This is a genomic window from Microbacterium sp. LMI1x-1-1.1 (assembly GCF_040676205.1).
GTDB classification, from domain to species: domain Bacteria; phylum Actinomycetota; class Actinomycetes; order Actinomycetales; family Microbacteriaceae; genus Microbacterium; species Microbacterium aquilitoris.
The window spans coordinates 522839-549154 of record NZ_JBEGHM010000002.1 but is presented as its reverse complement, the minus strand read 5'-3'; the positions used below and the strand labels follow the sequence as shown (position 1 = coordinate 549154).

The window sequence follows — 26316 nt, the reverse complement described above, 5'->3', positions numbered from 1 at the left end:
AGATCCCGGTGATTCGGGTCGCTGGCACAGACATGGTGGTGCTCTTTCTCGGGCTTACGCGCTCTTGCGTTGCGTTCGAAGTGCCGGAACCGGGTCCGGCCTCAACGACCCTAACTCGCTCATCAACGCTGACAAGACCGTCTGGAGAACTGTTTGTATGAACGTAACATTGCGTGACCTGCTCGCAAAATGCCTGTGAACGCGCCGCAAAACCGCCAGTACGCTCAGCCCGCAGCGCCGCTGATGATCACGGCGCCCAGTGCCCAGAGCGCCAGTAACAGCAACACGCCGAGGGTGGGGAGATCCCACCTGCGCGAGACCCGTGTGGTGGAACCGGTTTCGGCGGCCGCCAGCCACTGCTCGCGGATCAGCTCGAGGTCACGGAGCGCCGGAGGGATGCGCGCGCGGGGGTTGTCCGCGGCCCGGACGCCCGGGCGGGCCGGGCGACCCGCCACCGGGCCGCCGAACGCATTGACGATCCGCCCGTCATCCAGGGTGAACCTGACCTGGTAACGGACGCCGACGTCGCTCACCCGGGCCCAGGGGATGCGCACGATGCGCAGGAGGTTCTGCACGGTCGCACCGTCGGCGTCGATGGAGACATGGGACGCGAACGTCGCGACGTAGATGAACCAGACCACCAGCAGGAGCCAGGGGGCCAGCAGGAGCATCTCGGCCCAGCCCGCGCGCACGACCGCGTCTCCCAGGAGCAGGAGCGCGGCGATCGACGCCAGGATGAACGCGGCCACACCCGACGGGGCGCGGAACACCCGCGGCGAGGGGGCCGGGGATGATCCCGAGCCCGCCTCGCCGTGTCGAGGGGCGTTGCTCACAGGTTTCCGCCGAGCGGGATCTCCGCACCCGGGATGGCGGCGAGGAGCCGCTTCGTGTAGTCCTCCGCCGGCGACGCGAAGATCTCGTCGACGGTGCCCTGCTCGACGACGCGACCCTGCTCCATGACGCAGACGAGGTCGGCGGCCACACGCACGACGGCAAGGTCGTGCGTGATGAAGAGGTAGGTCAGGTCGAGCTCGGACTGCAGCTCGGCGAGCAGGCGCAGGATCTGGTCCTGAACGAGCACGTCGAGCGCCGAGACGGCCTCGTCGAGGACGACGATCGACGGCTTGAGCGCGAGGGCGCGCGCGATGGCGATGCGCTGACGCTGGCCCCCGGAGAGCTCGTTCGGGTAGCGCCAGGCGACCTCACGCGGGAGCGACACCTGGTCGAGCAGCTCGAACACCCTCTCGCGACGCGACTTCTCGTCGCCCACGCCGTGCACGCGCAGCGGCTCGGCGATGAGAGCGCCGATGCTGCGCAGGGGGTCGAGCGAGCCGTAGGGGTCCTGGAAGACGGGCTGCATACGGCTGCGCAGCCCGAAGACCTCCTTGCGGCTCATGCCCGACGTGTCCGCGCCGTCGACGAGGACGGAGCCGCTCGTCGGCTTCTCGAGCTGCAAGACCATCTTGGCGACGGTCGACTTGCCCGAACCGGACTCCCCCACCAGTGCGAGGGTCTTGCCGCGCGGGATCTGGAAGGACACACCGTCGACCGCACGGAACGGTTCGCTGCGGAACCCGCCTGAACGGATCTTGTACTCCTTGACGAGATCGCGGACCTCGACGACGGGCTTGGCGTCCACGACCTCCTCGAGGTGCTCGACACCGCGACGCTCGGCGACCGCCTGGATGCGCTGCGAGGCGATGCTCGGGGCGGCCGCGACGAGACGCTGCGTGTACGGATGCTGCGGAGCCTCGAGGATCGCTCGGCTCGGACCGGACTCGACGATCTCGCCCTGGTTCATGACGATGATGCGATCGGCACGCTCTGCGGCGAGGCCGAGGTCGTGCGTGATGAACAGGACGGCCGTCCCCTTCTCGCGGGTCAGCGAGGCCAGGTGGTCGAGGATGACGCGCTGCACGGTGACGTCGAGCGCACTCGTCGGCTCGTCCGCGATCAGGAGCTTGGGGTCGGCTGCGAGGCCGATGCCGATGAGCGCCCGCTGACGCATCCCGCCGGAGAACTGGTGCGGGAACTGGTGCATGCGACGCTCGGCATCGGCCAGCCCCGCCTGCTTCAGGACCTCGATCGCGCGGGCGCGGGCCTCCTTGCGGTTGGATGCCAGGCCGTTGGCGCGGACCGCCTCCTCGACCTGGAATCCGATCGACCAGACCGGGTTCAGGTTGGACATCGGGTCCTGCGGGACGTAGCCGATGTCGCGTCCGCGGATGGACTCCATCTCACGGCGGCTGGCGCCGAGGAGGTCCACACCGTCGAGCGTGACGGATCCGCCCGTGACCGCTCCCGTACCCGGGAGCAGGTTGATGACGGCGGCTGCCGTCGTCGACTTGCCCGACCCGGACTCCCCGACGATGGCGACGGTCTCGCCCGGGAAGACATCGAGGTCGACACCGTGCAGGACCTCGCGCGCCTTCTTGCCCGTGCCGAACGACACGGTGAGGTCACGGATCTGCAGAAGGGGCTGCGACACGACGCTCTCCTTGGTGCTGCTGCGCAGACGCGCGCGGCTGGTGGGGTTCTCGATATCGCTCATCGCTGGGCCCTCGACTTCGGGTCGACGGCGTCGCGGAGGAGCTCACCGAGGGTGATGAACGCGAGCACCGAGATCGTGAGCGCGAGAGACGGCCAGAACAGCGCCATCGGCGCCGACCTGATCTGGTTCTGCGCCTGGCTGATGTCGAGGCCCCAGGAGACCGTCGAGCCCCCGAGACCGACGCCCAGGAAGGACAGCGTCGATTCGGCGACGATCGCCGTGCCGAGGCTCAAGGTGGTGACGACGATGACGGGTGCCATCGCATTCGGCAGGACGTGCGTCACCATGGTGCGGAACCGCGACAGCCCGATCGAGATCGACGCGGTCACGTAGTCGGACTGCTTGACCCGAAGGACCTCGGCACGGGCGATGCGCGCCGTGCTGGCCCACGAGAATCCACCGATCGCGAGGGCGAGGACGAATTCGTTCCGGTAGTCCGCCAGGACGGACATGACGACGACGGCCGCGATGATGTAGGGGATCGTGAAGAAGACGTCGCCCACGCGGGAGAGCACCGTGTCGAGGAATCCGCCGTAGAAGCCGGCGAGAGCGCCCATGATGACACCGATGACCGTGGAGATCAGCGTGGCCATCACACCGACGATCATCGACGTGCGCGTTCCGTGGACGACGCGCGACCAGATGTCGCAGCCCTGTCGATCGAAGCCGAGCGGGTGTCCCGCCGTCGGATCGCCGTTGCTGTTGTCGAGGGTGCAGACGCCGCCGGACGGCGCCACCGAGGTGAAGAGTGTCGGTGCGACCGCCATGGCGACGATGATCGCGCACAGCACGACCGAGATCCAGAACGTCGGACGGCGGCGCAGGTCGCGCCACGCGTCGATCCAGAGATTGCTCTTCTTCTCGCTGAGGCGGAGCTGGTCGACCGGGACCGATTCCGTGTTCGTCGGTGCGACGTAGTGTGCGGAGTTACTTGACATAGCGGATCCTCGGGTCGAGCAGGCCGTAGAGAAGGTCGACGACCAGGTTCACCAGAACGTAGATCACGACGAAGATCGTGACGAAGGAGACCACCGTCGGCGTCTCGCGCTGCGTGATAGCCGTGAAGAGCGTGTTGCCCACACCCGGCACGTTGAAGATGCCCTCGGTGACCGTGGCTCCGACCATGAGGATGCCGAACTGGGTGGCCGTGTCGGTGACCATCGGGATCATCGAGTTGCGCAGGACGTGCACGGGGATGACACGACGGCGCGAGAGGCCCTTCGAGTAGGCAGTGCGGACCCAGTCCTGACCGAGCGTCTCGATCATGGAGGCACGCGTCAGTCGCATGCTGGACGCGTAGATGCTGAGACCCAGCACGATCGCGGGAAGCCACAGATCGCCCCAGTCGTTGCGTCCACCCACCGTCGGCCGGAACCATCCCAGCTGCACGCCGAGGAAGTACTGCGCGAGGAAGCAGAGGACGAAGATCGGGATCGCGATGAAGATGAGCGCCGTCACGAGCGCGCCGTTGTCGAAGATCGACCCCTTCCAGATCGCCGACAGCGCGCCGATGATCAGGGCGAGCACGAAGGCGATCGCGACGGACATGACCGCCAGGCGCATCGTGACGGGGACCGTGCGGGCGAGCACGTCGTTCACGCTCTGGCCCGAGAACGTCGTCCCGAAGTCGAGGCGGAAGATGCCGCCGAGGTAGTTCGCGTACTGGACGATGAACGGCTCGTTGAGCTTGTACTGGTCGCGGAGCGCATCGATGACGGCCTGCGGCGGCTGCTTGTCGCCGAACAGCGACGCGACCGGGTCTCCTGGCAGTCCGAAGACCATGAAATAGATCAGCAGTGTGGACCCGAGGAACACGGGAATCACCTGCAGGATCCGTCGGAGGATGTAATAGGCCACCCTCGGCCCCCTTTCAGGGAAAAGACGTGATCAGTGCTCACGCACGAAGAAGGGCCCCGCAACGCGGCGCCCCTGAGTGTCCCATCCTCAACCTCGTTTCCTGAGAGAAAGGTGAGATGGACGGGTCACGCCACGAGGCGGTGACGGGTGACCGTCACCGCCTCGTGTGAGGTGATGCTGAGAGCAGATTACTTGGTGATCTCGTAGTACAGCGGCACCGAGTTCCAGCCGAACTCCACGTTCTTCACGCCGTCGGCCCAACCGCCGTTGACGTTGGAGTACCAGAGCGGAATGGCGGGCAGGTCCTCGAAGAGGACCGACTGGGCCTCGAGGAGGGTGGAGTTGCGCGCAGCCTCATCCGTCTCGCTGATGCCCTTGGCGAGCAGGTCGTCGAACTTCTTGTCCGAGTACTTGCCGTCGTTGGAGCCTGCACCGGTCGCGTAGAGCGGGCCGAGGAAGTTGTACAGACCGGGGTAGTCCGCCTGCCAGCCGGAGCGGAAGGCATCGACCTTCTCGTTGTCGCGGGCGTCGAGGTAGGTCGCGAAGTCCGGGAACGGCTTGCCGACGGCCTTGATGCCGAGGACCTTCGAGACCGAGTTCGATACAGCGTCGACCCAGGCCTGGTGCGGACCGTCAGCGTTGTAGGAGATCGTGAACTCCTTGCCGCTGTACGGCTTGATCGCGTTCGCCTGGTCCCACAGCTCCTTGGCGAGCTCCGGGTCGTAGTCGAGGACGTCGTTGCCGGGGACCGAGTCGCTCCAGCCGTCGATGACCGGCGACGTGAAGTCCTTCGCGGGCGTACGGGTGCCCTTGAAGATCACGTCGGTGATCTGATCGCGGTTGATGGAGTGCGAGATCGCGGCGCGGCGGAGCTTGCCCTCTTCGTCGGTCTGGAAGCCGTCGAGCCACTCGGGGATCGTCAGCGACTGGAAGATGGCGGCCGGCTGGTTGACCGAGCGACCGTCGAGGTCGGTCTTGTAGTTCTCGAGAGCGCTGTCCGGGATGGAGTCGAGCACGTCGAGGTTGCCGCCGAGCAGGTCGGTGTAGGCACCGTCCGGGTTGGCGTAGAAGACGATGTCCAGGCCGCCGTTCTTCGGCTTGCGCGGTCCGTCGTAGTCCTCGTTGACGACCAGGTCGATGCGGACGTTGTGCTGCCACGCGCCGTCCTTGGCCAGCTTGTACGGGCCGTTGCCGATCGGGTTCTCACCGAAGGCCTTCATGTCGTCGAACGCGACGGACGGAAGCGGCGCGTAGGCCGAGTAGCCCAGACGCTGTGCGAAGTCGGATGCCGGCTTGTTCAGCGTGATGGTGAAGGTCAGGTCGTCGACCTTCTTCAGACCGGTGAGCTCGGAGTCCTTCTCATAGCTGAAGCCCTCGATGTCCTCGAAGAAGTAGGAGGAGTTCTGCTTGTTGGATGCCAGTGCACCGTAGTTCCACGCCTTGATGAAGCTGTCAGCGGTGACGGCTTCGCCGTTGGTGAACTTCAGGCCATCGCGGATCTTGACCGTCAGCTGGGTGGGCGAGTCGGTGGTGATGGACTCTGCGGCGTCGTTCTCGACCGAGCCGTCGGCCTTGTACGAGATGAGGCCGGCGAAGATCGAGTCGACGACCTTGCCGCCACCGGTCTCGTTCGTGTTGGTGGGGATGAGCGGGTTCTGGGGCTCCGAGCCGTTGGTCGTGATGACCTCGGTCGTGGTGCCGCCGGACGAGTTGTCGTCCGTGTTGGTGTCGCCACCGCTGCTCGCGCAGCCTGCGAGAACCAGGCTGGTGGCGCCGAGCAGGGCGAGGCCCGCCACGCCGATCTTGTTGCGCTTCAAAGTGTCCTCCATGAGACCTAATGAAAGCCCGGGTCGAGGCTTAGCGACCCAGGCGTGATGAGAAGCACACTAAGCAGGCTGAGCGCAATGCGACAAATCCCTCACAAGACCGTTACACAGCCTTTACTTGGGAACCTCTGGATAAAGCAGTCTGATCGGTGGGGCCCCGCAGCATCCCGCACTCGTGCGGACGTGGCATCCTGACCGGATGGCCGCTTTCACGGACTCCCCCGCCGCCACGTCCACGCCGTCACGCGCGCGTCTGTGGTGGGAGATCGGGATCGTTCTCGCCCTTTCGCTGGGCCGGTCGGCGGTGTATTCGGTGCTCGCACTCATCGAGGCGCTGACCCGCGCGCCCCTCGGCGATCAGCAGACCTCGCTCAATCCGGGTGCGGCGCCGTCCGCGGTGTGGGACGTCATCGGCCAGTTCCTCGACGCGTTCTTCGCCTTCGCGCCCGTGGCGCTGGCGATCTATCTGCTCTGGGAGCCGGCCCGTTCCGGCTTCGCCAAGATCGGCCTGACCTTCGAGCGGTTCGGACGCAACCTCGGCGGTGGCGCGCTCCTCGTCCTCGTGATCGGCGTGCCGGGTCTCGGTCTCTATGCGCTCGGCCGCGTCCTGGGCATCACCGTCCAAGTGGATGCCTCGCCGATCGACTCCTCCTGGTGGACGGTGCCGCTCCTGCTCCTCGCGGCGCTCCGGGCCGGGCTTCTCGAAGAGGTCATCATGGTGGGATACCTGTTCGACCGGCTGCGTCAGCTGGGCTGGAACACGTGGGCGATCATCCTGTCGACCGCCGCGCTGCGGGGCTCGTACCACGCGTACCAGGGCTTCGGTCCGCTCATCGGGAACATGGCGATGGGGGTCGCGTTCGGCTGGGTCTACTCGCGGTGGGGTCGGGTCATGCCCCTCGTCGTCGCGCACGTGCTGATCGACATCGTGGCGTTCGTCGGGTACCCCCTCGCCGCCGCGTGGTGGCCCGGGGTGTTCGGACCGCCGGCGTAGGGTTCCAGCGTCGGGTTCCGGGTTCCGCGAGACTGCACGCTCGCGCCGAGACTGCAGGCGCGCGCCGAGACTGCACGCTCGCGCCGAGACTGCGGCGTGGGGCCGCGGTCTCGTGGGCCGCGTGCAGTCTCGTGGAGGGGACCGGGGGCGGCGGACGGTTCCTCCACCGCGAGGGCGGCGGGCGGGGTGTCCACGGGGCGTGCTGCTGCGGCGGTCAGGACGGTGACGGCTCGGGACCATCGGGGCCATGCCCGTGATCGCCGATCCCCCGCCCGTCGTCCGTCGCACTCCCGTCGCGTGCCCCGTGCCGCTCCTGCGGGCGCGGGACGTGCCCCACGCCGCCCGCATCGCAGCACGCGGCGAGCTCGTGTCCGTCGTGCGCGGCGTCTACGCGCCGACCACGGCGTGGCGACCACTGGCCCCGTGGGAACGATACGTGGCCCGCATCCACGCCACGATCCTCGTGCACCCGGGGCTCGTCCTGAGCCATGAGTCGGCCGCGGCGATCTGGGGGATGCCGATCCTCGGCGATCCCGGCGTCGTCCACGCCCTGAGCGATCCGACCCGCACCTCGCGCCTGCACGCGGGCCTCCGCATGCACACGACGACGGGCGCGCGGGACGTCGTGGACCTCGGCGGGTTCGCCGCCGTCTCGCCGTCGGACTGCGCCGTCGATCTCGCGCGAGCTCGGCACGTCGTGGTGGGGCTCATCGCAGCCGACGCCGCACTACGACTGGATCCGGCGGCATCCGTGGAGTCGCTCGTCGAGCAGAACGAGCAGCGACCGAGTTCGCGGGGGCGCCGCATCGCCCGGTGGCCCTTGCATCGTGCCCGGGCGGAGGCGGAGTCCACCCTCGAGTCCGCGAGCCGGGCGATCATCGAACTGCTCGGCTACGAGGAACCCGAGCTGCAGACGGAGTGGAGCGGACCGGGCGCGACCGATCGCTCCGACTTCTGGTGGCCCGGATCGGAGATCGTCGGTGAGGCGGACGGCGACCTCAAATACGACGGCCGGTTCGGCGACCCGGCGTCGTTGTTGCGCGCGCGCCGTGAGCGGGACCACAGACTCCGGTCACGCGGCATCCGTTCGGTCCTGCACTGGGGCTGGTCGGACCTCGTCGACCCCGATGCGCTGGACGGGATCCTCCGCGGCGCGGGTCTTCCGCGCATCGCGCTCCCCGACCCGTACCGCCTCGCCACGGCCCGCGCAGCGCTCGCGCCGCATCTCCCCGCCGCGAGACTGCACGCACGCGCCGAGACCGGGGCCTGAACCCGAGGTCTCGTGCGCTGCGTGCAGTCTCGGGGGCGGGCCGGGCTCGTGCGGCGACGCTCCGGGGCCCGCGGGGGCGGCAGCATCCCTCGCCGCGAGACTGCACGGACGCTTCGAGACCGAGGGGTTAACCCACGGTCTCGGCGTCAGCGTGCAGTCTCGCGAAAAGGGGCCCGGCGCCCGGCCGCCTCAGGCGAAGGCCTCGATCGGAGGGCAGGCGCAGACGAGGTTGCGGTCGCCGTAGGCGTTGTCGATGCGGCGGACGGGCGGCCAGTACTTCGTGCGCACGATGCCGGGTACGGGGTACACGGCGATCTCGCGGGGGTACGGATGCGCCCACTCGCTGGTGATGACGGATGCCGCGGAGTGCGGCGCGTTCACCAGCGGGTTGTCGTTCGCCGGCCACTCCCCCGCGGCCACGGCATCCGCTTCGGCCCTGATCGCGATCATCGCCTCGACGAAGCGGTCGAGCTCGGCGAGGTCCTCGGACTCCGTCGGCTCCACCATGAGCGTCCCCGCGACCGGGAACGACATCGTCGGGGCGTGGAAGCCGTAGTCGATGAGCCGCTTGGCGACGTCGTCGACCGTGATGCCCGTGGCCTCCTTGAGCGGACGCAGGTCGAGGATGCACTCGTGCGCGACGAGCCCGCCCTCACCCGCGTACAGCACCGGGTAGTGGCCCTCCAGGCGACGCGCGACGTAGTTCGCCGCGAGCACCGCGGCGGCGGTCGCCTGCCGGAGTCCGTCGGCGCCCATCATCCGCACGTACGCCCACGAGATCGGCAGGATGGATGCCGAGCCGTACGGCGCGGCCGAGACCGGACCGCCGTCGAACACGTGACCGCCGGCGTGCTCGGCTCGCTGCGCCATCGGGTGGGAGGGCAGGAACGGGGCGAGGTGCGCCTTCGCCGCGACGGGGCCCACACCGGGTCCGCCGCCGCCGTGCGGGATCGCGAACGTCTTGTGCAGGTTCAGGTGCGACACGTCGCCGCCCAGGTCGCCGAAGCGGGCGAACCCGAGCAGCGCGTTGAGGTTCGCACCGTCGACGTACACCTGACCGCCGGCGGCGTGGACGGCGCCGGTGATGTCCCTGACGTCGTGCTCGTAGACGCCGTGCGTCGACGGGTACGTGATCATGAGCGCCGCGAGGCTGTCGGCGTGCGTCTCGACCTTGGCTCGTAGATCCGCCAGGTCGACGTTGCCGGCCTCGTCGCACGCGACGACGACGACCCGCATCCCCGCGAGGACGGCGGATGCCGCGTTGGTGCCGTGCGCGGACGACGGGATGAGGCAGACGTCCCGGTGCAGGTCGCCGCGCGAGTGGTGATAGCCGCGGATGGCGAGGAGCCCCGCGAGCTCGCCCTGCGACCCGGCGTTCGGCTGCAGCGAGACCGCGTCGTACCCGGTGACCTCGGCGAGCCACGCCTCGAGCTGCTCGATCATGACGAGGTAGCCCGCGACGTCGTCGGCCGGCGCGAACGGGTGGACCCGCGCGAACTCGGGCCACGACACCGCCGCCATCTCGGTCGCCGCGTTGAGCTTCATCGTGCACGAGCCGAGCGGGATCATGCCGCGGTCGAGCGCGTAGTCGCGGTCGGCGAGCTGCTTCAGGTACCGCATCATGGCGGTCTCGGAGCGGTGCGTGTTGAACACCGGATGCGTCAGGTACTCGTCCACGCGACGGAGAGCCGCCGGCAGGTGGGCGTTCCGGTCCCGGAGGGGAACGAAGACCTTCGACGAGTCGACGCCGAAGACGGATGCCACGGCCTGCAGGTCCGCGACGGTCGTCGTCTCGTCAACCGAGATCCCGACCGAGTCGCTGTCGCGGAACCACAGCTGGTAGCCGCGGCGGCGCGCATCGGCGATGACGTCCTCCGCGCGACCCGGAGTGCGGACCACGAGCGTGTCGAAGTACGCCTCGTGCAGGACCTCGGCGCCCGACCCGACCAGCCAGTCGCGCAGGAGCGACGCCTTGGCGGTGGTCTCCTCGGCGATCCGCTTGAGCCCGTCGGGGCCGTGGTAGACGGCGTACATCGCGGCCATGACGGCCAGCAGCACCTGGGCGGTGCAGATGTTCGACGTCGCCTTCTCGCGGCGGATGTGCTGCTCCCGGGTCTGCAGCGACAGACGGTAGGCGGGCTGGCCCGCGGCATCCATCGACACGCCGACCAGGCGCCCCGGCAGCTGACGCTCGAGACCGGCGCGGACGGCCATGTAGCCGGCGTGCGGTCCGCCGAAGCCCATGGGCACGCCGAAGCGCTGCGTCGTCCCGACGGCGACGTCCGCGCCCATCGATCCCGGGGAGCGCAGGAGCGTGAGCGCGAGGAGGTCGGCCGCGACGACGACGAGCCCCTTCTGCGCATGCACGGCGGCGATGACCTCGGACGGGTCCCAGACCCGACCGGTCGCGCCGGGGTACTGCACGAAGGCGCCGAACGCCTCGGGGACCTCGGGGACCTCGGAGAAATCGGTCTCGAGGATCTCGACGCCGACGGCGGCTGCGCGGTGGCGCAGCAGCGCTTTCGTCTGCGGCATCGCGTCGGCGTCGACGAGGAACACGTTCGACGCGGACTTCGAGGCGCGGCGGGCGACCAGCATCCCCTCGACGACGGCCGTCGACTCGTCGAGCATCGACGCATTGGCGGTCGCGAGTCCCGTGAGGTCGGTCACCATCGTCTGGAAGTTGATGAGCGCCTCGAGGCGGCCCTGCGAGATCTCGGGCTGGTACGGCGTGTACGCCGTGTACCAGGACGGGTTCTCGAGGACGTTCCGCTGGATGACCGACGGGGTCAGCGTGTCGTAGTAGCCGAGGCCGATCATCGCGCGCGCGGAGCGGTTCTGCGACGCGAGTTCGCGGAGCTCCGCGAGTGCCTCCGCCTCGGTCGCCGCGGGCGGGATGATGCTGTCGCGCTCGGCGACGTGGATCGCATCGGGCACAGCCGTGTTGACGAGACCCTCGACCGAGTCGCGGCCGAGGACGCGGAGCATCTCGGCCTGCGCGGCCGAGTCGGTGCCGATGTGGCGGTCGCGGAAGGTCGAGCTCACGCGTCGCCGCCCGTCAGTGCGACGTAGGCGTCGCGATCGAGGAGGTCGCCCGAGGGCGCCCCGTCGACCTTGATCTTGACGAGCCACGCGTCGAAGGCACCGGCGTTGACGGAGGACGGGTCGTCCACGACGGCGTCGTTGACCTCGACGACCTCTCCGGTCAGCGGCGCGTAGAGCTCGCCGACGGACTTGGTCGACTCGATCTCGCCGCAGGTGTCGCCCGCGGTGACGGCGGTGCCGACGGCGGGGAGCTCGACGAAGACGACGTCACCGAGCTTCTCGGCGGCGTAGTCGGTGATGCCGACCGTCGCGACGTCGCCGTCGAAGGCGATCCACTCGTGCTCGGCGGTGTAGGACAGGGCGGTGAGGTCGGTCATTTCTGTCTCCGGTAGAAGGGGAGGGCGGTGACGGTCGCGGGGATGCGGGTCCCCCGGACGTCGATGGTCAGGACGGTGCCCTCAGCGGATGCCGAGGGGTGGACGAGGGCCATCGCGACGGGATGGCCGAGGGTCGGGCTGAGGGCTCCCGAGGTGATCTCGCCGACGGTCTCGTCGCCGGAGAGCACGGCGTAGCCGGCACGACCGGCGCGGCGGCCCTCGGCGGCGAGACCGACGAGGACGGGGGCGCCGTCGAGGTCGCGGGCGGCGAGACCGTCCTTGCCGACGAACTCCTCCTTGTCGAGGGCGACGACGCGGCCGAGCCCGGCCTGCGCGGGGGCGATGTCCCGCGAGAGCTCGTGGCCGTAGAGCGGCATCCCCGCCTCCAGGCGGAGCGTGTCGCGGGCAGCGAGACCGGCGGGCACGAGCCCGTGCGCGGCGCCCGCCTCGGAGACGGCGTGCCAGAGGCCCTCGGCGGTCTCGTTCGGGACCATGAGCTCGAAGCCGTCCTCGCCGGTGTACCCGGTGCGGGCGACGAACAGGCTCCGACCCTGGAACGACCCGAGCGCCCAGGAGTAGTAGGTCATGTCCGCGAACGCGGGATCGACGTCCTCGATCCCGGCGGTGGCTTCGAGGATGCCGCGGGCCGCCGGGCCCTGCACGGCGATGAGCGACATCCGGTCGGTGATGTCCTCGATGCGCGCGTCACCGGCCTCGACGGCGGCGAAGGCGGCCGCGACCTCGGCACGGTTGCCCGCGTTGGAGATGACGAGGAACTCGTCCTCGGTGATGCGGTACACGATGACGTCGTCGACGATGCCGCCGTCGTCCGCAAGGACGAGGGAGTACTTGGCCTTTCCCACCTTCATCGTCGAGAGCCGACCCGCGAGGGCACGGTCGAGGAAGTCCGCCGCCGCCGCACCCTCGATGCGGAACTCCGCCATGTGCGAGATGTCGAACAGTCCCGCGCTCCCCCGCACCGCGTGGTGCTCCGCGAGGTCCGACGTGTAGCGGACGGGCATCAGCCAGCCGCCGAAATCGGTGAAGGATGCGCCGAGCCGCTCGTGCAGCTCATGCAGCGGCGATCGCCGCGGCTCGGTCGTGGTCTCGGTCATGCCGTCTCCGCTCAACATTCCACGACGCTGACCGCGAGGCCGCCGAGCGCCGTCTCCTTGTACTTGCTGCTCATGTCCCGCCCCGTCTCGCGCATGGTCACGATGACCTCGTCGAGCGAGACGCGGTGGGTGCCGTCGCCCCACAGCGCCATCTTGGCGGCGTTGATCGCCTTCGCCGCGGCGATCGCGTTACGTTCGATGCACGGGATCTGCACGAGACCGCCGATCGGGTCGCACGTGAGCCCGAGATTGTGCTCCATCGCGATCTCGGCGGCGTTCTCGACCTGCCGGGGCGTCCCTCCGAGGACTTCGGCGAGTCCCGCGGCCGCCATCGACGACGCGGACCCGACCTCGCCCTGGCAACCGACCTCGGCGCCCGAGATCGAGGCACGCGCCTTGTAGAGGACGCCGATCGCGGCCGCGGTGAGCAGGAAGGGGATGACGACCTCGTCGCGAGACCGCCCCTTCGCCGCGTAGTGGGTCGCGTAATGCAGGACGGCGGGGATGATCCCCGCGGCGCCGTTCGTCGGTGCGGTCACGATCCGCCCGCCGGACGCGTTCTCCTCGTTGACCGCGAGGGCGACGAAGTTCACCCACTCCTGCCAGAGGGCGGGATCGTCGCCCGTCGGGTCGTCGAGGCGCAGCCTGTTTCTCCAGGCGGGCGCGCGGCGCGGGACCCGCAGGCCGCCCGGCAGCATCCCCTCGCGCGAGGCACCGGAGACGACGCTCTCGCTCATGACGTCGGCGAGATGCAGGATGCCGCCGTCGATCTCGTCGCCGGTGCGGGAGACGAGTTCGTTGCGGCGCTGGATCTCGGCCATCGACAGGTCCTCGCGGTCGCAGTGGGCGAGGAGCTCCGCCGCGGTCTCGAAGGGGAACGGGACGGATGCCGCCGCCTGCGCCTGAGCCTGCTCGCCGTCGCGCACGATGAAGCCGCCGCCGGTCGAGTAGTAGACGGCGTCGTCGAGGAGGACATCCTCGGCATCCCAAGCCCGCAGCCGCAGGCCGTTGGTGTGCCCCGGGAGGATCGTGAGGGGGTGGAGGATGACGTCGTCCTCGCACAGCGGGACCTCGCCCGTGCCGCCCATCCGCACCCGACGCTCGTCGGCGATCGCGGCCGTCCGCTCCTCGACCTGGGCGGGCAGGACCACGTCGGGCTCGAGGCCCTCGAGCCCGAGCAGGACGGCGGTCAGCGTGCCGTGTCCGCGACCGGTCGCCGCGAGGGAGCCGTACAGATCGACCTGCACGCGGTTCGCCGCGTCGGCATCGATGCGGGAGACGAAGTCCGCGGCGGCTCGCATCGGTCCCACCGTGTGCGAGCTGGACGGCCCGATACCGACGGTGAAGAGGTCGAAGACGCCGATGCTCGGAGTCATCGCGATGATCGAGCGGGTGGGTGTGACGGTGGGAACAACGGAACTCCTGACGGCGCAGCGGGATGCGGGTGAGTTCCTCCCCCTCTGTCATCGGCCTGAGAGATTTCACGGGCGATGCCCGCTTGCCCCGTCGGCGGGCATCCGAGGATGCCGCTTTTCAGAGTGACCATGTCGGCTCGGTACGGGGGCCTGAGAGATTCCGGGGAGGGATTGCTCCTTCGGCAGCCACGAGGGCTTCTCCCGAGCAGACGCGATGGTCCGGTGTGCGATTGTGAGCGCGAGCCTATCATCGGGGCCCGCTGCGCCGATACGGCGTCAGTCGCTCGTGCACTCCCCCGACGAGACCGTCGCCGCGTCGGGTGAGACCTCCAGCGCGGGGCGGAGCTCGTCGGTCGTCATCGCGTAGCCGCGCGATGCGTCGTCCTGGCCTCGGGCGAAGACCACACCGGTCACTTCGCCCGCCTCGGTGAGCAGCGGTCCGCCCGAGTTGCCGGGCCGGACGTCCGCCTGGAGCGCGTAGATCTCGCGTGGCTGCGAGCTCTTCTCGTAGATGTCCGAGACGATCGCGTCGCCCACCGACAGCACGTATGCCGCACTGCTGGTGAACGGACCGCCGAGGGGGTACCCCTGCACGGCGACCGGTGTGCCGGCCGCCACGTCGCCCACGATCGGGAGCGGGCGGGCGTCGAGCCCCGAGACGCTGATGACCGCGAGGTCGTCGATCGGGTCGAAGTAGACGATTCGCCCCTCCTCGGCATCGCGACCGGGGAGCTCCACGAGCGGGGTGTCGACACCGGCCACGACGTGGGCGTTCGTGACGACGAGGTCGGTCGCCACCACGAAACCGGATCCCGTCAGGGACGCGCCGCACGCGTACGCGTTGCCGCTGATGCGGGCGACGGATGCCCCGGCCCGCTCGAGCTGCGGATCGTCGAGCGCGACCGGGGGTGCCGTCGGCTCGACTTCGGGGGCGAGCAGTTCGCCCACGCGCGGGATGCCCTCGTCGACGATGAATCCGCGGAACTCGGCGAGCGCCGAATCGACCGCCGGCGGGGTCAGCGCGTCGATGGCGCCGAGCACGCGCGAGGAGGCGACGGCGGGGGCGACCACCGGCATCCCGGATCCGACGATCGCCCCGCTCGCGAGGAGGAGGACGAGGGCGGCTGCGGCGGTGTTGACGAGACCGCCCAGGATGCGGTCGAGCGGGGCGAGTTTGACCCGATCGACCCGTCGGCGCACGCGAGCGCCCACCGCCGTGCCGAGGGAGGCGAGGAGGACCACGATGGCCAGCGCGATGATCGCGAGCACGAGGCTGCGGTACTCCCACCCCGCGAAGGTCGGAGCGATGACGGGCGTCAGCCAGACAGCGAGGACGGCGCCGAGCACGACGCCGATCAGCGTGCCCGCCGTCGCGACGAGACCGCGCAGGAGTCCGCCGAACAGTGCGGCGATGAGCACGAGCACGACGATGATGTCGACGACGAGCACGGCGGCCTCCCTTGACGAGTCCGCCCGGGAGAGCCGGCGGTCACTCGTGATCAGCGTAGGACGCGGCTGCTGGGAAATCGGTTCGTGTCACCGTTCGTGTCACCGTCCGTGTTGCGGTTCGTGTCGAAGTGACCTTAAGATCGGTCCCGTACTTAAGGTCACCATGACAAGAACAACTCCCTCCACCCCCATCGGCGTCGCCGTGTCGACGGTCATCTTCCGCCTGCGCCGCGAGGCCGACGACGCCCGCATCGAGCTGCCGCTCGTGCGCCGGACGCGCGACCCGCACGAGGGTCAGTGGGCTCTGCCCGGCGGGTGGGTGGACCCCGCGGAGAACCTCGAGGCCACGGCATCCCGCACCCTCGCAGAGACGACCGGGCTCTCACCGAGCTATCTCGAACAGCTCTACGCGTTCGGCGACCTCGGCCGCTCCCCCGGTCGGGTCGTCTCCATCGTGTACTGGGCGCTCGTGCGCGAGGACGTCACCCAAGCGACCGAACAGCACAATGTCGCCTGGTTCGATGCGACGGCCCTCCCCGCGCTCGCCTTCGATCACAACCACATCGTCGACTACGCCCTGTGGCGACTGCGCAACAAGGTCGGCTACAGCCGCATCGCCCACGGCTTCCTCCCGGACCGCTTCACTCTCGCCGAGCTGCGCGAGGTGTACGAGGCGATCCTCGGCAGGCGCCTCGACCCCGCCAACTTCCGCCGCCAGGTGGAGGGATCCGACACCCTCATCCCCACCGACGACTTCCGCACCGGAAGCCACCGGCCCGCCCGCCTCTACCGCTACAACCAGGACGTCGAGTTGGCCGACCGCGGCCCGCTCCCGCAGTGAAGGACCCGAACCGACATGAGCGCAACCCCCGTCACCCTGCAGCCGCGACCGATCGATACCCGGCCGATCGATCCCAGCGTCGATCACGAGATCCAGGCGATCGTCGCCGGCGAGACCACCGCCGAGACCTGCAACACCGACCTCGCGGCCGGCCCGTGGACCTTCGACACCCGCCCCGGCTACGGACCCGGCTCGTCGATGGGCGACGTCATCCCGACCGGTGCTCCGCGACAGGGGCAGCTCCCGGCCGAGTACCGCGAGGCGGATGAGGCCGAGCTCGCGGCCCGCATCGTCGCCGCGAAGCACACCCTCGGCGAGCGCGTCGTCGTGCTGGGGCACTTCTACCAGCGCGAGGAGGTCGTCACCCATGCGGACTACGTCGGCGACAGCTTCCAGCTCGCCAACGCCGCCCTCGAGCACCCCGACGCCGAGGCGATCGTCTTCTGCGGCGTGCACTTCATGGCCGAGACCGCCGACCTCCTCTCCCGCCCCGAGCAGGCCGTCATCCTCCCCAATCTCGCCGCCGGGTGCTCGATGGCCGACATGGCCGACATCGACCAGGTCGAGGAGTGCTGGGAGCAGCTCGCCGACGTCTACGGCGACATGGACGCCCCGGATGCCGAGGGGCTGCTCCCCGTCATCCCCGTGACGTACATGAACTCCTCCGCCGCGATCAAGGGCTTCGTGGGCCGACACGGCGGGATCGTCTGCACCTCGTCCAACGCGCGGACGGTCCTCGAGTGGGCGTTCGCCCGTGGACGTCGCGTGCTCTTCTTCCCCGACCAGCACCTCGGCCGCAACACGGCGAAGGCCATGGGCGTCCCCCTCGAGCAGATGCCGATGTGGAATCCGCGGAAAGCGCTAGGCGGATCGAGCGAGGCGGAGCTCGCCGACGCCCGGGTCATCCTCTGGCACGGCTTCTGCTCGGTGCACCGCCGGTTCACGGTCGACCAGATCACCGCCGCGCGGGCGGAGCACCCCGGCGTCCGGGTGATCGTGCACCCCGAGTGCCCGATGGACGTCGTGGACGCGGCGGACGAGGCGGGATCGACGGACTACATCCGCAAGGCCATCGCCGCCGCCACCGAGCCCACGACGTTCGCGATCGGCACCGAGATCAACCTCGTCCAACGCTTGGCGGCGCAGTTCCCGCAGCACGAGATCTTCTGCCTGGACCCGGTCGTCTGCCCGTGCTCGACGATGTACCGGATCCACCCGGGCTACCTCGCCTGGATCCTCGAGGGGCTCGTCGCCGGAGGGGTCCGCAACCGGATCACCGTGCCGGCCGATGTCGCCCAGCCGGCGCGCGTCGCCCTCGAGCGGATGCTGGCGGCCAAGCCGTGACCACCGTCGTCGTGGTCGGCTCGGGCATCGCCGGGTTGACCGCCGCACTCCATGCGGATGCCGGTGGCTCGACGGTCACGATCGTCACCAAGAGCGAGCTCGCCGAAGCCAACACACGGTACGCGCAGGGCGGCATCGCGGGCGCGCTCTCCCCTGACGACCGGCCGATCGACCACGCGCGCGACACCCTCGTCGCCGGAGCGGGACTCGCCGATCCGGGCGCCGTCGACGTCCTGGTCACGGAGGGCCCCGATCGCATCCGGGACCTCATCGCGGCCGGCGTCCGGTTCGACCGGGACGCCGACGGGACGCTCCGCGCGGGCCTCGAGGGAGCGCACTCGTTCCCCCGCATCCTGCACGCCGGGGGCGACGCGACCGGGGCGGAGATCGAGCGCGCCCTCGTCGAGCAGATCCGTCGGAGCGGCATCCGCGTCCTCGAGCACACGTACGTGACCGACCTGGTCCGCCGGGAGGGTCGCGTCGCCGGTGTGGAGACCCTGGGCGGCGGGCGCCTCGAGGCGGACGCCGTGATCCTCGCGACCGGTGGCGCAGGCCGGCTGTTCGCCCACTCCACCAACCCTGCCGTGGCGACCGGTGACGGGATCGCCCTCGCCGCCCGGGCGGGCGCTGCCGTCCGAGATCTCGAGTTCGTGCAGTTCCACCCCACGGTGCTCGCCACGGGCGACGCCTTCCTCGTCTCGGAGGCCGTGCGCGGCGAGGGCGCTGTCCTCCGCGACGAGAGCGGACGCCGGTTCGCCCTCGACGTCCACCCGGACGGCGAACTGGCGCCCCGCGACGTCGTCGCCCGTGCGATCACCGCCGCGATGGCGCGCCAGGGCGGGCGTCCCGTCCTCCTCGACGCCACCGCGGTGCACAGCTCCGACCCCGACGAGCGATCACGGTTCCTCGCCGCCCGGTTCCCGACCATCGACGCCGCCGTCCGCTCGCGCGGGCTCGACTGGGCGCGCGAGCCGATCCCCGTGACGCCGGCCGCGCACTACCTGATGGGCGGCGTGGTCACCGACCTCGACGGCCGCACCGACGTCCCGGGCCTGTACGCGGTCGGAGAGGTCGCGCGGACCGGCGTCCACGGGGCGAACCGTCTCGCCTCGAACTCCCTCCTCGAAGGCGCCGTGTTCGGCGCCCGCGCCGGTGATGCCGCGGCCACGGACGGCGCGGCGTGGCCGGTGCCCGCCGGCACCCCCGCCGTCGTCGATGCGGCACCCGACGGCATCCCGCACCCGCCCTTCACCCGGCGCGCGCTGCAGGAGCTCATGTGGGCGGATGCCGGGGTGACGCGTGACGGCGACGGCCTCCGCCGCGCGGCCCGCACCCTCGCTGCCTGGCGCACCTCCGCCACCCCGCCTTTGTCCCTGGCGGAGCGCGAGGACGCCAACCTCCTGCTCGTCGCGGAGCTCATGGTCGCCGCCGCGCTCGCGCGGACCGGCTCGGTGGGTTCCCACCAGCGCACGGACGACCCGGCCTCCGCCGACGTGCGCGTCCGAACCGACCTGGAAGGGGCTGCGTGATGCTCTCACCCGCCGTCATCGAGACCACCGTCCGCGCAGCCCTCCTCGAGGACGCCCCGTGGGGTGACATCACGAGCGAGGCGCTGATCCCGGCATCCGCCACCGCGACGGCCGAACTCGTCGCGCGCGAAGCCGGCGTGTTCAGCGGCGGAACCGTCTTCTCCGCCGCGTTCACCCTCACGGACGACCGGGTCGAGGTGGACCTGCGTGTGACGGACGGCGCCCGCTTCGCGCGGGGCGACGTCCTCGCGGTCGTGACCGGCCCCGCCCGCGCGATCCTGACCGCGGAGCGGATCGGCCTGAACTTCGTCCAGCGCATGTCGGGCATCGCGACCGTGACCGCCGCCTATGCGGACGCGGTGGCCGGGACGGGCGTGCGCATCGCCGACACCCGGAAGACGACACCGGGCCTGCGCGCCTTCGAACGCCACGCGGTCCGCAGCGGCGGCGGCGCCAACCACCGCCATTCGCTGTCGGACGCCGTGATGGCCAAGGACAACCACCTCGCCGTCCTCACCCGCTCGGGGCTGTCGGTCACCGAGGCGATCCTCGACGCCAAGACCCGCCTGCCCCACACCGCCCACATCGAGGTCGAGGTCGACCGTCTCGACCAGATCGAGGCGGTGCTCGCCGCCGGCATCGGCACGATCATGCTCGACAACTTCACGCTCGAGGACCTCCGGACGGGAGTCCTCCAGGTGGCGGGGCGGGCCACGGTCGAGGCGTCCGGCGGGGTCACGCTCGACACCGTACGTGCGATCGCCGAGACCGGGGTCGACGTCATCTCGGTCGGTGCGCTGACACATTCCGCGCGGGCTCTCGACCTGGGACTCGACGTCCGCATCGACGAGGCCTGAGGTGCTCTACCTCGATCACGCGGCGACGGGCCCCGTCCGTCCCGAGGTGCGGGAGGCGATGCTGCCCTTCCTCGGCGAGCGCTACGGCAACCCGTCGAGCCACCACACGGTCGGAGAGGACGCCGCCGCCGTCCTCGCCGATGCGCGACGTCGCGTCGCGACCGTCCTCGGGATGCGACCGGGCGATGTGATCTTCACCTCGGGCGCGACGGAGGCGAACAACCTCGCGATCAAGGGTGTCGTCCTCGCGGGACTCCTCCGTCACGGCCGTTCCGGACACGTCGTGACGAGCGCTGTGGAGCACGAATCGATCCTCGCCTCCGTCGACTACCTCGAACGGGTCCACGGCACGGCGGTCACGCGACTCCCGGTCGATGCGGACGGCCTCGTCTCCCCCGAGGTCCTCGCCGACGCGCTGCGCGACGACACGGCGCTCGTGTCGCTCGGCTACGCGAACAACGAGATCGGGACGGTGCAGGATGCCGCCGGCCTCGCCGCCGTCACGGCGAACGCACACGTCCCCTTCCACCTCGACGCCGTTCAGGCCGCCGGTTGGCTCCCCCTCGCGGGAACCGGCGCCGACGCCCTGTCGATCGCCGGCCACAAGATCGGCGCACCGCAGGGCATCGGAGCACTCGCGATCCGCGGCCGCATCCCCCTGGAACCGCTCCTCCACGGGGGCGGCCAGGAGCGCGATCGCCGCAGCGGCACGCAGAACGTCGCGGGCGCCGTGGGACTGGCGGTCGCCCTCGAGCTCGCCGAACGGGAACGCGGAACGTCGTCGGAGCGGGTCTCGGCGCTCCGACAGGCTGTCACCGAGCGCGTGCTCGCCCTCGTCCCCGAGGCCCGTCTCACGGGGCATCCGTCGCGCCGGCTCCCCGGGACGGCCAGCTTCACCTTCGCCGGGGTCAGCGGAGAGGCGGTCCTCCTCGAGCTCGAGCGTCGCGGGGTCGTCTCTTCGAGCGGATCCGCGTGCGCGGCCGGCAGCGACGAGCCGTCGCACGTCCTCCTCGCTCTCGGCGTCGCTCCCGAGGTCGCGCAGGCGTCGGTCCGGTTCAGCTTCGGGCACCGCGCCGAAATCGATCCGGGGCCCCTCGCCGACGCGATCGCCGCATCGATCGCGGCGGTACGATCGCGATGATGAGCACCCCGACCGTCACCGTGATCGTGCCCGGACGCGACGTCGGCGCGTTCGCCGAGGAAGCCCTCGCCTCCCTGCGCGCACAGACGCGTACGGATTTCCGCGCCCTCCTCGTCGACGACGCCTCCCGCGACACGACGGCGGAGATCTTCGCCGCCACCGCCGCCGACGACCCGCGCTTCACGCTCGTGCGCCACGAGGTCGCGCAGGGACTCGGCGCCTCGCGCAACGAGGCGCTCGCGCTCGTCGACACCCCCTACGTCGGGTTCTTCGACGCCGACGACGTCATGACCCCCGGGGCGCTGGACCTGCTCGTCGGCAGCCTCGAGGACTCCGGCAGCGACATCGCCGTCGGCGCCTACGTGCGGTTGCGCGCGGATGCCGCCGGTCACTACTCCCCCGGTGTCGTCCAGCCGTGGGTCGCGGCATCCACCTCCCCCGGCCGGCGACGCACGACCCTCGCAGACCACCCCGACGTGTCGGGGAACATCGTCGCCTGGTCGAAGGTGAGCCGCACCGACCTCTGGCGTCGCGCGGAACTCCGCTTCACCGAGGAGCGCGCCTACGAGGACCAGGTGGTCGCGCAGCAGATGTACGTCGCCGCCTCAGCGATCGACGTGATCCCCGACGTCGTCGTCCATTGGCGCGAGCGCGCCGACGGCACCTCGATCACGCAGCGCCGTCACGCCGTGTCGGTGCTGCTGGACTACCTCGACGGGATGCGCGGCGGGATCGACGTCCTCGACACCGCCGGCCACCCGGGCGCCGCTCGCGCTCGCGTCCGCCTCATCCTCGACATGGACGTCCCGGGCCTCGTCCGGGTCGCCGAGCATCACCCCGACGACGCGTACCGGCAGCTGCTCGGCGCCTTCACTCGCGATCTCGCCGATCGCGCCGCGCGCGAGGGCGTGACGCTCGACGAGGCATCCGCTCCGCTCGTGACCGCCGCGAGCGGGTGGTGAGCGCGCTCTAGCCCGCGCCTTCGATCCTGCCCGCGGCGACCTGCTGCGCGGCCAGCTCTGCGTAGAGACCGCCGGCGGCCAGCAGCTCGGCGTGGGTACCGGATTCGACGATGCGCCCCGCCTCGACGACGTGGATGACGTCGGCGGCGATCACGGTGGACAGTCGATGCGCGATCGACAGTGTCGTCCGGCCCCGCGCCGCTTCGTCGATCGCCTCTTGGACGACCCGCTCCGAGACGGTGTCGAGCGCGGAGGTCGCCTCGTCGAGCAGCAGCACCGGCGGGTCCTTCAGCAGCACGCGGGCGATCGCGATCCGCTGCTTCTCGCCGCCCGACAGGCGGTATCCGCGCTCGCCCACGACGGTGTCGTACCCGTCCTCGAAGCCGGCGATGACGTGGTGGATGTTGGCGGCGATGCACGCCGCCTCGATCTCGGCATCCGTGGCGTCTGGCCTCGCGTACCGCAGGTTGTCGCGGATCGTCGCATGGAAGAGGTAGGTCTCCTGCGACACGATCCCGATGCGGTCGATCACCGACGCCTGCGCGAGCGAGCGCAGGTCGGCTCCGGCGAACAGGACCGTCCCCGCGGTGGGCTCGTAGAGCCGCGGCGCCAGGTACAGGATCGTCGTCTTGCCGGCACCGGACGGCCCCACGAACGCGACGTGCTGCCCCGGCTCGGCGACGAAGGACACGCCGTCGAGCGTTGCCGGGCTGTCAGGCCCGGCATCCGGATACCGGAACGAGACGCCCCGGAACTCGATCCGGCCGACCGGGCCGGGTGCGTCCGCGACGTCGACCGCGGCCGCGGTGTCGGCGATCGCCGGTCGCAGGTCTAGGTACTCGAAGATGCGGGCGAACAGCGCGCGGGAGGTCTGCACGTCCAGCGCGACGCGCATGAGCCCCATGAGCGGCATGAGCAGGCGCGCCTGCACCGTCGTGAAGGCGACGACCGCGCCCGCTGTGATGGGCACGGCGTCCCCCGTGATGAAGAAGCCCGCGACGAGGTAGATGATCGCCGGGACCGAAGACATGATGATCTGCACGACGGCGAAGAAGCCCTGCCCGCTCATCGCCTGCCGCACCTGCAGTCCGATCTGCGTGCGGTTCTCGGCGGCGTAGCGGTCGGACTCGGCCCGCTGGCGGTTGAAGGACTTCGACAGCAGGATGCCGGAGACGCTCAGGGTCTCCTGCGTGATGGCGCTGAGCTCCGACAGGGACTCCTGCGTCTGTCCGGCGATGCGGGCGCGCACCTGCCCGACGCGTCGCTGCACGAGGATCAGCACGGGCATCATGACGACGGCGATGAGGGTCAGCCGGACGTCGATGAGGAGCATCGCGACGAGCGCGGAGATCACTGTGACCGTGTTGCCGAGGATGCTCGTGACCGTGTTGGTGAGGACGCCGGACACCCCGCCCACGTCGTTCTGCAGCCGCGACTGGATGACGCCCGTCTTCGTCCGTGTGAAGAAGCCGAGGTCCATCGCCTGCAGGTGGGCGAACATGCGCACCCGCAGGTCTCCCGTCACCTGGTTGCCGACGGTCGAGGTGAGCCAGGTCTGCGCGATCCCGAGCGCCGCGCCGAGGACGAACAGCCCGATCATCGAGAGGACGAGGACGCCCAGGAGCCCGAGCTGCGGCGCGGACCCGTCGACGGGGAAGAGCGCGTCGTCGAAGATGCGCTGGACGAGCAGCGGCGGGATCACCCCGACCGCCGCACCGAGGACCACGAGGATCGCCGTAACGACCAACCGGCGACGGTAGGGACGGAAGAGGGCGACCACGCGTCGACCGAGATCCGGGATGCGGGGAGCCGACGCGTTGCGCTCTCGCTGCGCCGCCTCGTCGACAGCGCGGAACCCGCCGCGACCGCCTCCCGGTCCGCCCATGCTCATCCCGTCACCCTAGCCCCGCCGCGACACCACCGGCCGCGCGGGAATGCGCGGCGGTGCGCGCCGGTTAGGCTGAACGACCCGCGTCGCATGCGCTCTCTCGCGCCAGCTGCCCCGCCCCTCTGTCGAAGGACTCACGTGCCCCTGTCGGACACCGCCTCCACGCCCACCCTCTCGTCCGAGTCGGCTCCGCGCCGGACCGGGCCGGTCATCGCGCTCCTCGTCGTCGCCGCCTTCGTCGTCATCCTGAACGAGACGACCATGAGCGTCGCCCTGACCGACATCGTCGCCGACCTCGGGATCACCGTCGCCACCGGCCAGTGGCTCACGACGGGCTTCCTCCTGACGATGGCGGTCGTCATCCCGCTGACCGGTTTCCTGCTCGAGCGCTTTCCCCTCCGCACGGTCTTCTTCACAGCCATGACCCTGTTCGCGGCGGGCACTCTGATCGCCGCCCTCGCCCCCGACTTCGGGTTCCTCCTCGCGGGGCGCATCGTGCAGGCGAGCGGCACCGCGATCATGATGCCGCTGCTGTTCACGACGGTCCTCAACATCGTCCCGCCGTCTCACCGCGGCCGGATGATGGGCACCATCACCGTCGTCATCGCCGTCGCCCCCGCGATCGGACCCACGGTCTCGGGTCTGATCCTGTCGACGCTGACCTGGCACGCGATCTTCTGGGTGATGCTCCCCATCGCCCTCATCGCGATCGCCCTCGGCGCGGTCTGGGTGAAGAACGTCACCGAGACGCGCGCCGACGCCCGCTTCGACGTCCTCTCCGTTCCGCTGTCCGCACTCGGCTTCGGCGGGCTCATCTACGCCTTCAGCGCGATCGGCGAGTCCGCGTCGGGGCACGCTCCCATCCCCGTCGCGATCCCCCTCGCGGTCGGCGCCGTGGCCCTCGTCCTGTTCGTGCTGCGTCAGCTTCACCTGCAGAAGACCGACAGTGCACTCCTCGACCTCCGCACGTTCCAGACCCGAACCTTCTCGCTGGCGGTCGTACTGGTGGTCGTGGTCTTCGCGGCGCTGTTCGGCTCCATCGTCCTGCTGCCGATCTACCTGCAGCAGGTGCTCGGCCTCGACGTCCTCGGCATCGGGCTCATGCTGCTTCCCGGCGGCATCCTGATGGGTGTCATGGCGCCGTTCGTCGGCAACGCCTTCGACCGTTTCGGCCCCACGCCCCTCGTGATCCCGGGCATGATCATCGCGGCCGCCGCCCTGTGGGGCATGACGCTGTTCGACGTGAACACCGGGGTGCCCTTCGTCATCGCGGTGCACCTCGCCTTGAACCTCGGACTCGGCCTGACGTTCACGCCACTGCTGACCTCGGCGCTCGGCTCACTCCCCCGCCGCTTCTACCCGTACGGGTCGGCGACCGTGGGGACGCTCCAGCAGGTCGCCGGCGCTGCCGGGACCGCTCTCTTCGTGACGATCATGACCGTGACCACCGCCGCGCGGATGGCGGACGGGAGCGGTGAGGTGCTCGCGAAGGCGGACGGCGTCCACGCGGCGTTCGTGGTCGGGGCGATCGTCGCGACCGCAGCGGTCGGGCTCGCCCTGTTCGTCCGCAAGCCCGCCGAGACCGACGCGGACGGAGCCCCTGCGCTCGCGCACTGACCGCGGCGAAGCGACGCCTCAGGCCGGGGCAGCGCGGGTCAGTTGGTGCTGCAGCAGCCCCCGCCGCAGCACGATGCGCCCTCGTCCAGGAGTTCGAGGGCGTCCGTGTCCTCCGTCGCGTTCGACAGCGTCGAGATCGGCTGCAGGGACGGGGTCGGCAGGTTCGAGGTGGCCATGCCGTCCATGCTACGCCGCGTAACCGGCACCGGCTCAGGGGTCAAGGGCCTGAACCTCCCGC

21 protein-coding genes and 2 riboswitches are annotated in these 26316 nt (G+C 70.3%); of the genes, 9 read left to right on the top strand and 12 right to left on the bottom strand.

Annotated elements, in window-relative coordinates; all coding sequences use genetic code 11:
• Window positions 1–224: 224 nt before the first annotated feature.
• The 5 genes from MRBLMI1x_RS10315 to MRBLMI1x_RS10295 all read right to left on the bottom strand — a co-directional run bounded on the left by MRBLMI1x_RS10315 (window position 225) and on the right by MRBLMI1x_RS10295 (window position 6237).
• On the bottom strand, window positions 225–833 hold the full coding sequence (locus MRBLMI1x_RS10315; RefSeq protein ID WP_363458628.1) for a hypothetical protein: 609 nt from the start codon (window positions 831–833) through the stop codon (window positions 225–227).
• Window positions 830–2551 (bottom strand): ABC transporter ATP-binding protein, encoded by a 1722-nt coding sequence (locus tag MRBLMI1x_RS10310; RefSeq protein WP_020097091.1) that lies wholly within the window; start codon window positions 2549–2551, stop codon window positions 830–832. The genes MRBLMI1x_RS10315 and MRBLMI1x_RS10310 overlap by 4 nt, the downstream gene beginning before the upstream one ends.
• Window positions 2548–3489 carry an ABC transporter permease gene (locus tag MRBLMI1x_RS10305; protein ID WP_018188288.1) on the bottom strand — a complete coding sequence of 314 codons (942 nt, stop codon included), beginning with the start codon at window positions 3487–3489 and terminating at the stop codon, window positions 2548–2550. Before MRBLMI1x_RS10305 ends, MRBLMI1x_RS10310 begins: the two co-directional genes overlap by 4 nt.
• The gene (locus MRBLMI1x_RS10300; RefSeq protein WP_363458625.1) at window positions 3479–4408 is read right to left on the bottom strand and encodes an ABC transporter permease; all 930 of its coding nucleotides are present in this window, start codon (window positions 4406–4408) and stop codon (window positions 3479–3481) included. The genes MRBLMI1x_RS10305 and MRBLMI1x_RS10300 overlap by 11 nt, the downstream gene beginning before the upstream one ends.
• 188 nt (window positions 4409–4596) lie before the next feature.
• Entirely contained in the window at window positions 4597–6237 is a 1641-nt protein-coding gene (locus MRBLMI1x_RS10295; RefSeq protein ID WP_256335291.1) for a peptide ABC transporter substrate-binding protein, read from the bottom strand.
• Window positions 6238–6433: 196 nt separating this feature from the next.
• On the opposite strand from MRBLMI1x_RS10295, the gene MRBLMI1x_RS10290 reads away from it, so the two are divergent.
• A complete protein-coding gene (locus MRBLMI1x_RS10290; protein ID WP_363458623.1) occupies window positions 6434–7228 on the top strand; it encodes a CPBP family intramembrane glutamic endopeptidase in 795 nt (264 codons plus the stop codon).
• Window positions 7229–7475: 247 nt separating this feature from the next.
• Window positions 7476–8498, top strand: coding sequence for a hypothetical protein (locus MRBLMI1x_RS10285; RefSeq protein WP_363458621.1), 1023 nt, complete (start codon window positions 7476–7478; stop codon window positions 8496–8498).
• Between the two features lie 189 nt (window positions 8499–8687).
• Here the strand turns inward: MRBLMI1x_RS10285 and gcvP are convergent, their stop codons facing one another.
• The 5 genes from gcvP to MRBLMI1x_RS10260 all read right to left on the bottom strand — a co-directional run bounded on the left by gcvP (window position 8688) and on the right by MRBLMI1x_RS10260 (window position 15899).
• Entirely contained in the window at window positions 8688–11543 is a 2856-nt protein-coding gene (gene gcvP, locus MRBLMI1x_RS10280) for an aminomethyl-transferring glycine dehydrogenase (protein ID WP_363458619.1), read from the bottom strand.
• Window positions 11540–11920 (bottom strand): glycine cleavage system protein GcvH, encoded by a 381-nt coding sequence (gene gcvH, locus MRBLMI1x_RS10275; protein WP_018188294.1) that lies wholly within the window; start codon window positions 11918–11920, stop codon window positions 11540–11542. The genes gcvP and gcvH overlap by 4 nt, the downstream gene beginning before the upstream one ends.
• Window positions 11917–13035: a glycine cleavage system aminomethyltransferase GcvT gene (gene gcvT, locus MRBLMI1x_RS10270; RefSeq protein ID WP_363458617.1), complete on the bottom strand. Its 1119-nt coding sequence runs from the start codon at window positions 13033–13035 to the stop codon at window positions 11917–11919. The genes gcvH and gcvT overlap by 4 nt, the downstream gene beginning before the upstream one ends.
• 11 nt (window positions 13036–13046) lie before the next feature.
• Window positions 13047–14411, bottom strand: a complete 1365-nt coding sequence (locus MRBLMI1x_RS10265; RefSeq protein WP_363458615.1) for an L-serine ammonia-lyase — start codon at window positions 14409–14411, stop codon at window positions 13047–13049.
• Window positions 14412–14485: 74 nt separating this feature from the next.
• Window positions 14486–14577, bottom strand: a riboswitch (glycine riboswitch).
• A gap of 1 nt (window position 14578) precedes the next feature.
• A riboswitch (glycine riboswitch) is annotated at window positions 14579–14664 on the bottom strand.
• A gap of 62 nt (window positions 14665–14726) precedes the next feature.
• On the bottom strand, window positions 14727–15899 hold the full coding sequence (locus MRBLMI1x_RS10260; RefSeq protein ID WP_020097083.1) for a MarP family serine protease: 1173 nt from the start codon (window positions 15897–15899) through the stop codon (window positions 14727–14729).
• A 163-nt stretch (window positions 15900–16062) separates the two neighbouring features.
• Here MRBLMI1x_RS10260 and MRBLMI1x_RS10255 point away from each other — a divergent pair, with 163 nt between their 5' ends.
• The 6 genes from MRBLMI1x_RS10255 to MRBLMI1x_RS10230 are packed head-to-tail and all read left to right on the top strand — an operon-like array spanning window position 16063 to window position 22573.
• Window positions 16063–16740, top strand: coding sequence for an NUDIX hydrolase (locus MRBLMI1x_RS10255; protein WP_363458613.1), 678 nt, complete (start codon window positions 16063–16065; stop codon window positions 16738–16740).
• Between the two features lie 15 nt (window positions 16741–16755).
• Window positions 16756–18084, top strand: a complete 1329-nt coding sequence (nadA, locus tag MRBLMI1x_RS10250; protein ID WP_363458611.1) for a quinolinate synthase NadA — start codon at window positions 16756–16758, stop codon at window positions 18082–18084.
• Window positions 18081–19613: an L-aspartate oxidase gene (gene nadB, locus MRBLMI1x_RS10245; RefSeq protein WP_363458609.1), complete on the top strand. Its 1533-nt coding sequence runs from the start codon at window positions 18081–18083 to the stop codon at window positions 19611–19613. Before nadA ends, nadB begins: the two co-directional genes overlap by 4 nt.
• Window positions 19613–20470 carry a carboxylating nicotinate-nucleotide diphosphorylase gene (gene nadC / locus MRBLMI1x_RS10240; protein ID WP_363458607.1) on the top strand — a complete coding sequence of 286 codons (858 nt, stop codon included), beginning with the start codon at window positions 19613–19615 and terminating at the stop codon, window positions 20468–20470. The genes nadB and nadC overlap by 1 nt, the downstream gene beginning before the upstream one ends.
• Window position 20471: 1 nt before the next feature.
• The gene (locus tag MRBLMI1x_RS10235) at window positions 20472–21611 is read left to right on the top strand and encodes a cysteine desulfurase family protein (RefSeq protein WP_363458605.1); all 1140 of its coding nucleotides are present in this window, start codon (window positions 20472–20474) and stop codon (window positions 21609–21611) included.
• A complete protein-coding gene (locus MRBLMI1x_RS10230; protein ID WP_363458603.1) occupies window positions 21611–22573 on the top strand; it encodes a glycosyltransferase family 2 protein in 963 nt (320 codons plus the stop codon). The genes MRBLMI1x_RS10235 and MRBLMI1x_RS10230 overlap by 1 nt, the downstream gene beginning before the upstream one ends.
• A 7-nt stretch (window positions 22574–22580) precedes the next feature.
• Here the strand turns inward: MRBLMI1x_RS10230 and MRBLMI1x_RS10225 are convergent, their stop codons facing one another.
• A complete protein-coding gene (locus tag MRBLMI1x_RS10225; RefSeq protein ID WP_414685639.1) occupies window positions 22581–24458 on the bottom strand; it encodes an ABC transporter ATP-binding protein in 1878 nt (625 codons plus the stop codon).
• Window positions 24459–24599: 141 nt separating this feature from the next.
• Between MRBLMI1x_RS10225 and MRBLMI1x_RS10220 the strand changes: the two genes are divergently transcribed.
• Window positions 24600–26078 carry an MDR family MFS transporter gene (locus tag MRBLMI1x_RS10220; RefSeq protein ID WP_363458599.1) on the top strand — a complete coding sequence of 493 codons (1479 nt, stop codon included), beginning with the start codon at window positions 24600–24602 and terminating at the stop codon, window positions 26076–26078.
• Window positions 26079–26116: 38 nt separating this feature from the next.
• On the opposite strand, the gene MRBLMI1x_RS10215 is transcribed toward MRBLMI1x_RS10220, so the two are convergent.
• Window positions 26117–26254 (bottom strand): hypothetical protein, encoded by a 138-nt coding sequence (locus MRBLMI1x_RS10215; RefSeq protein WP_020097077.1) that lies wholly within the window; start codon window positions 26252–26254, stop codon window positions 26117–26119.
• Between the last annotated feature and the right edge of the window lie 62 nt (window positions 26255–26316).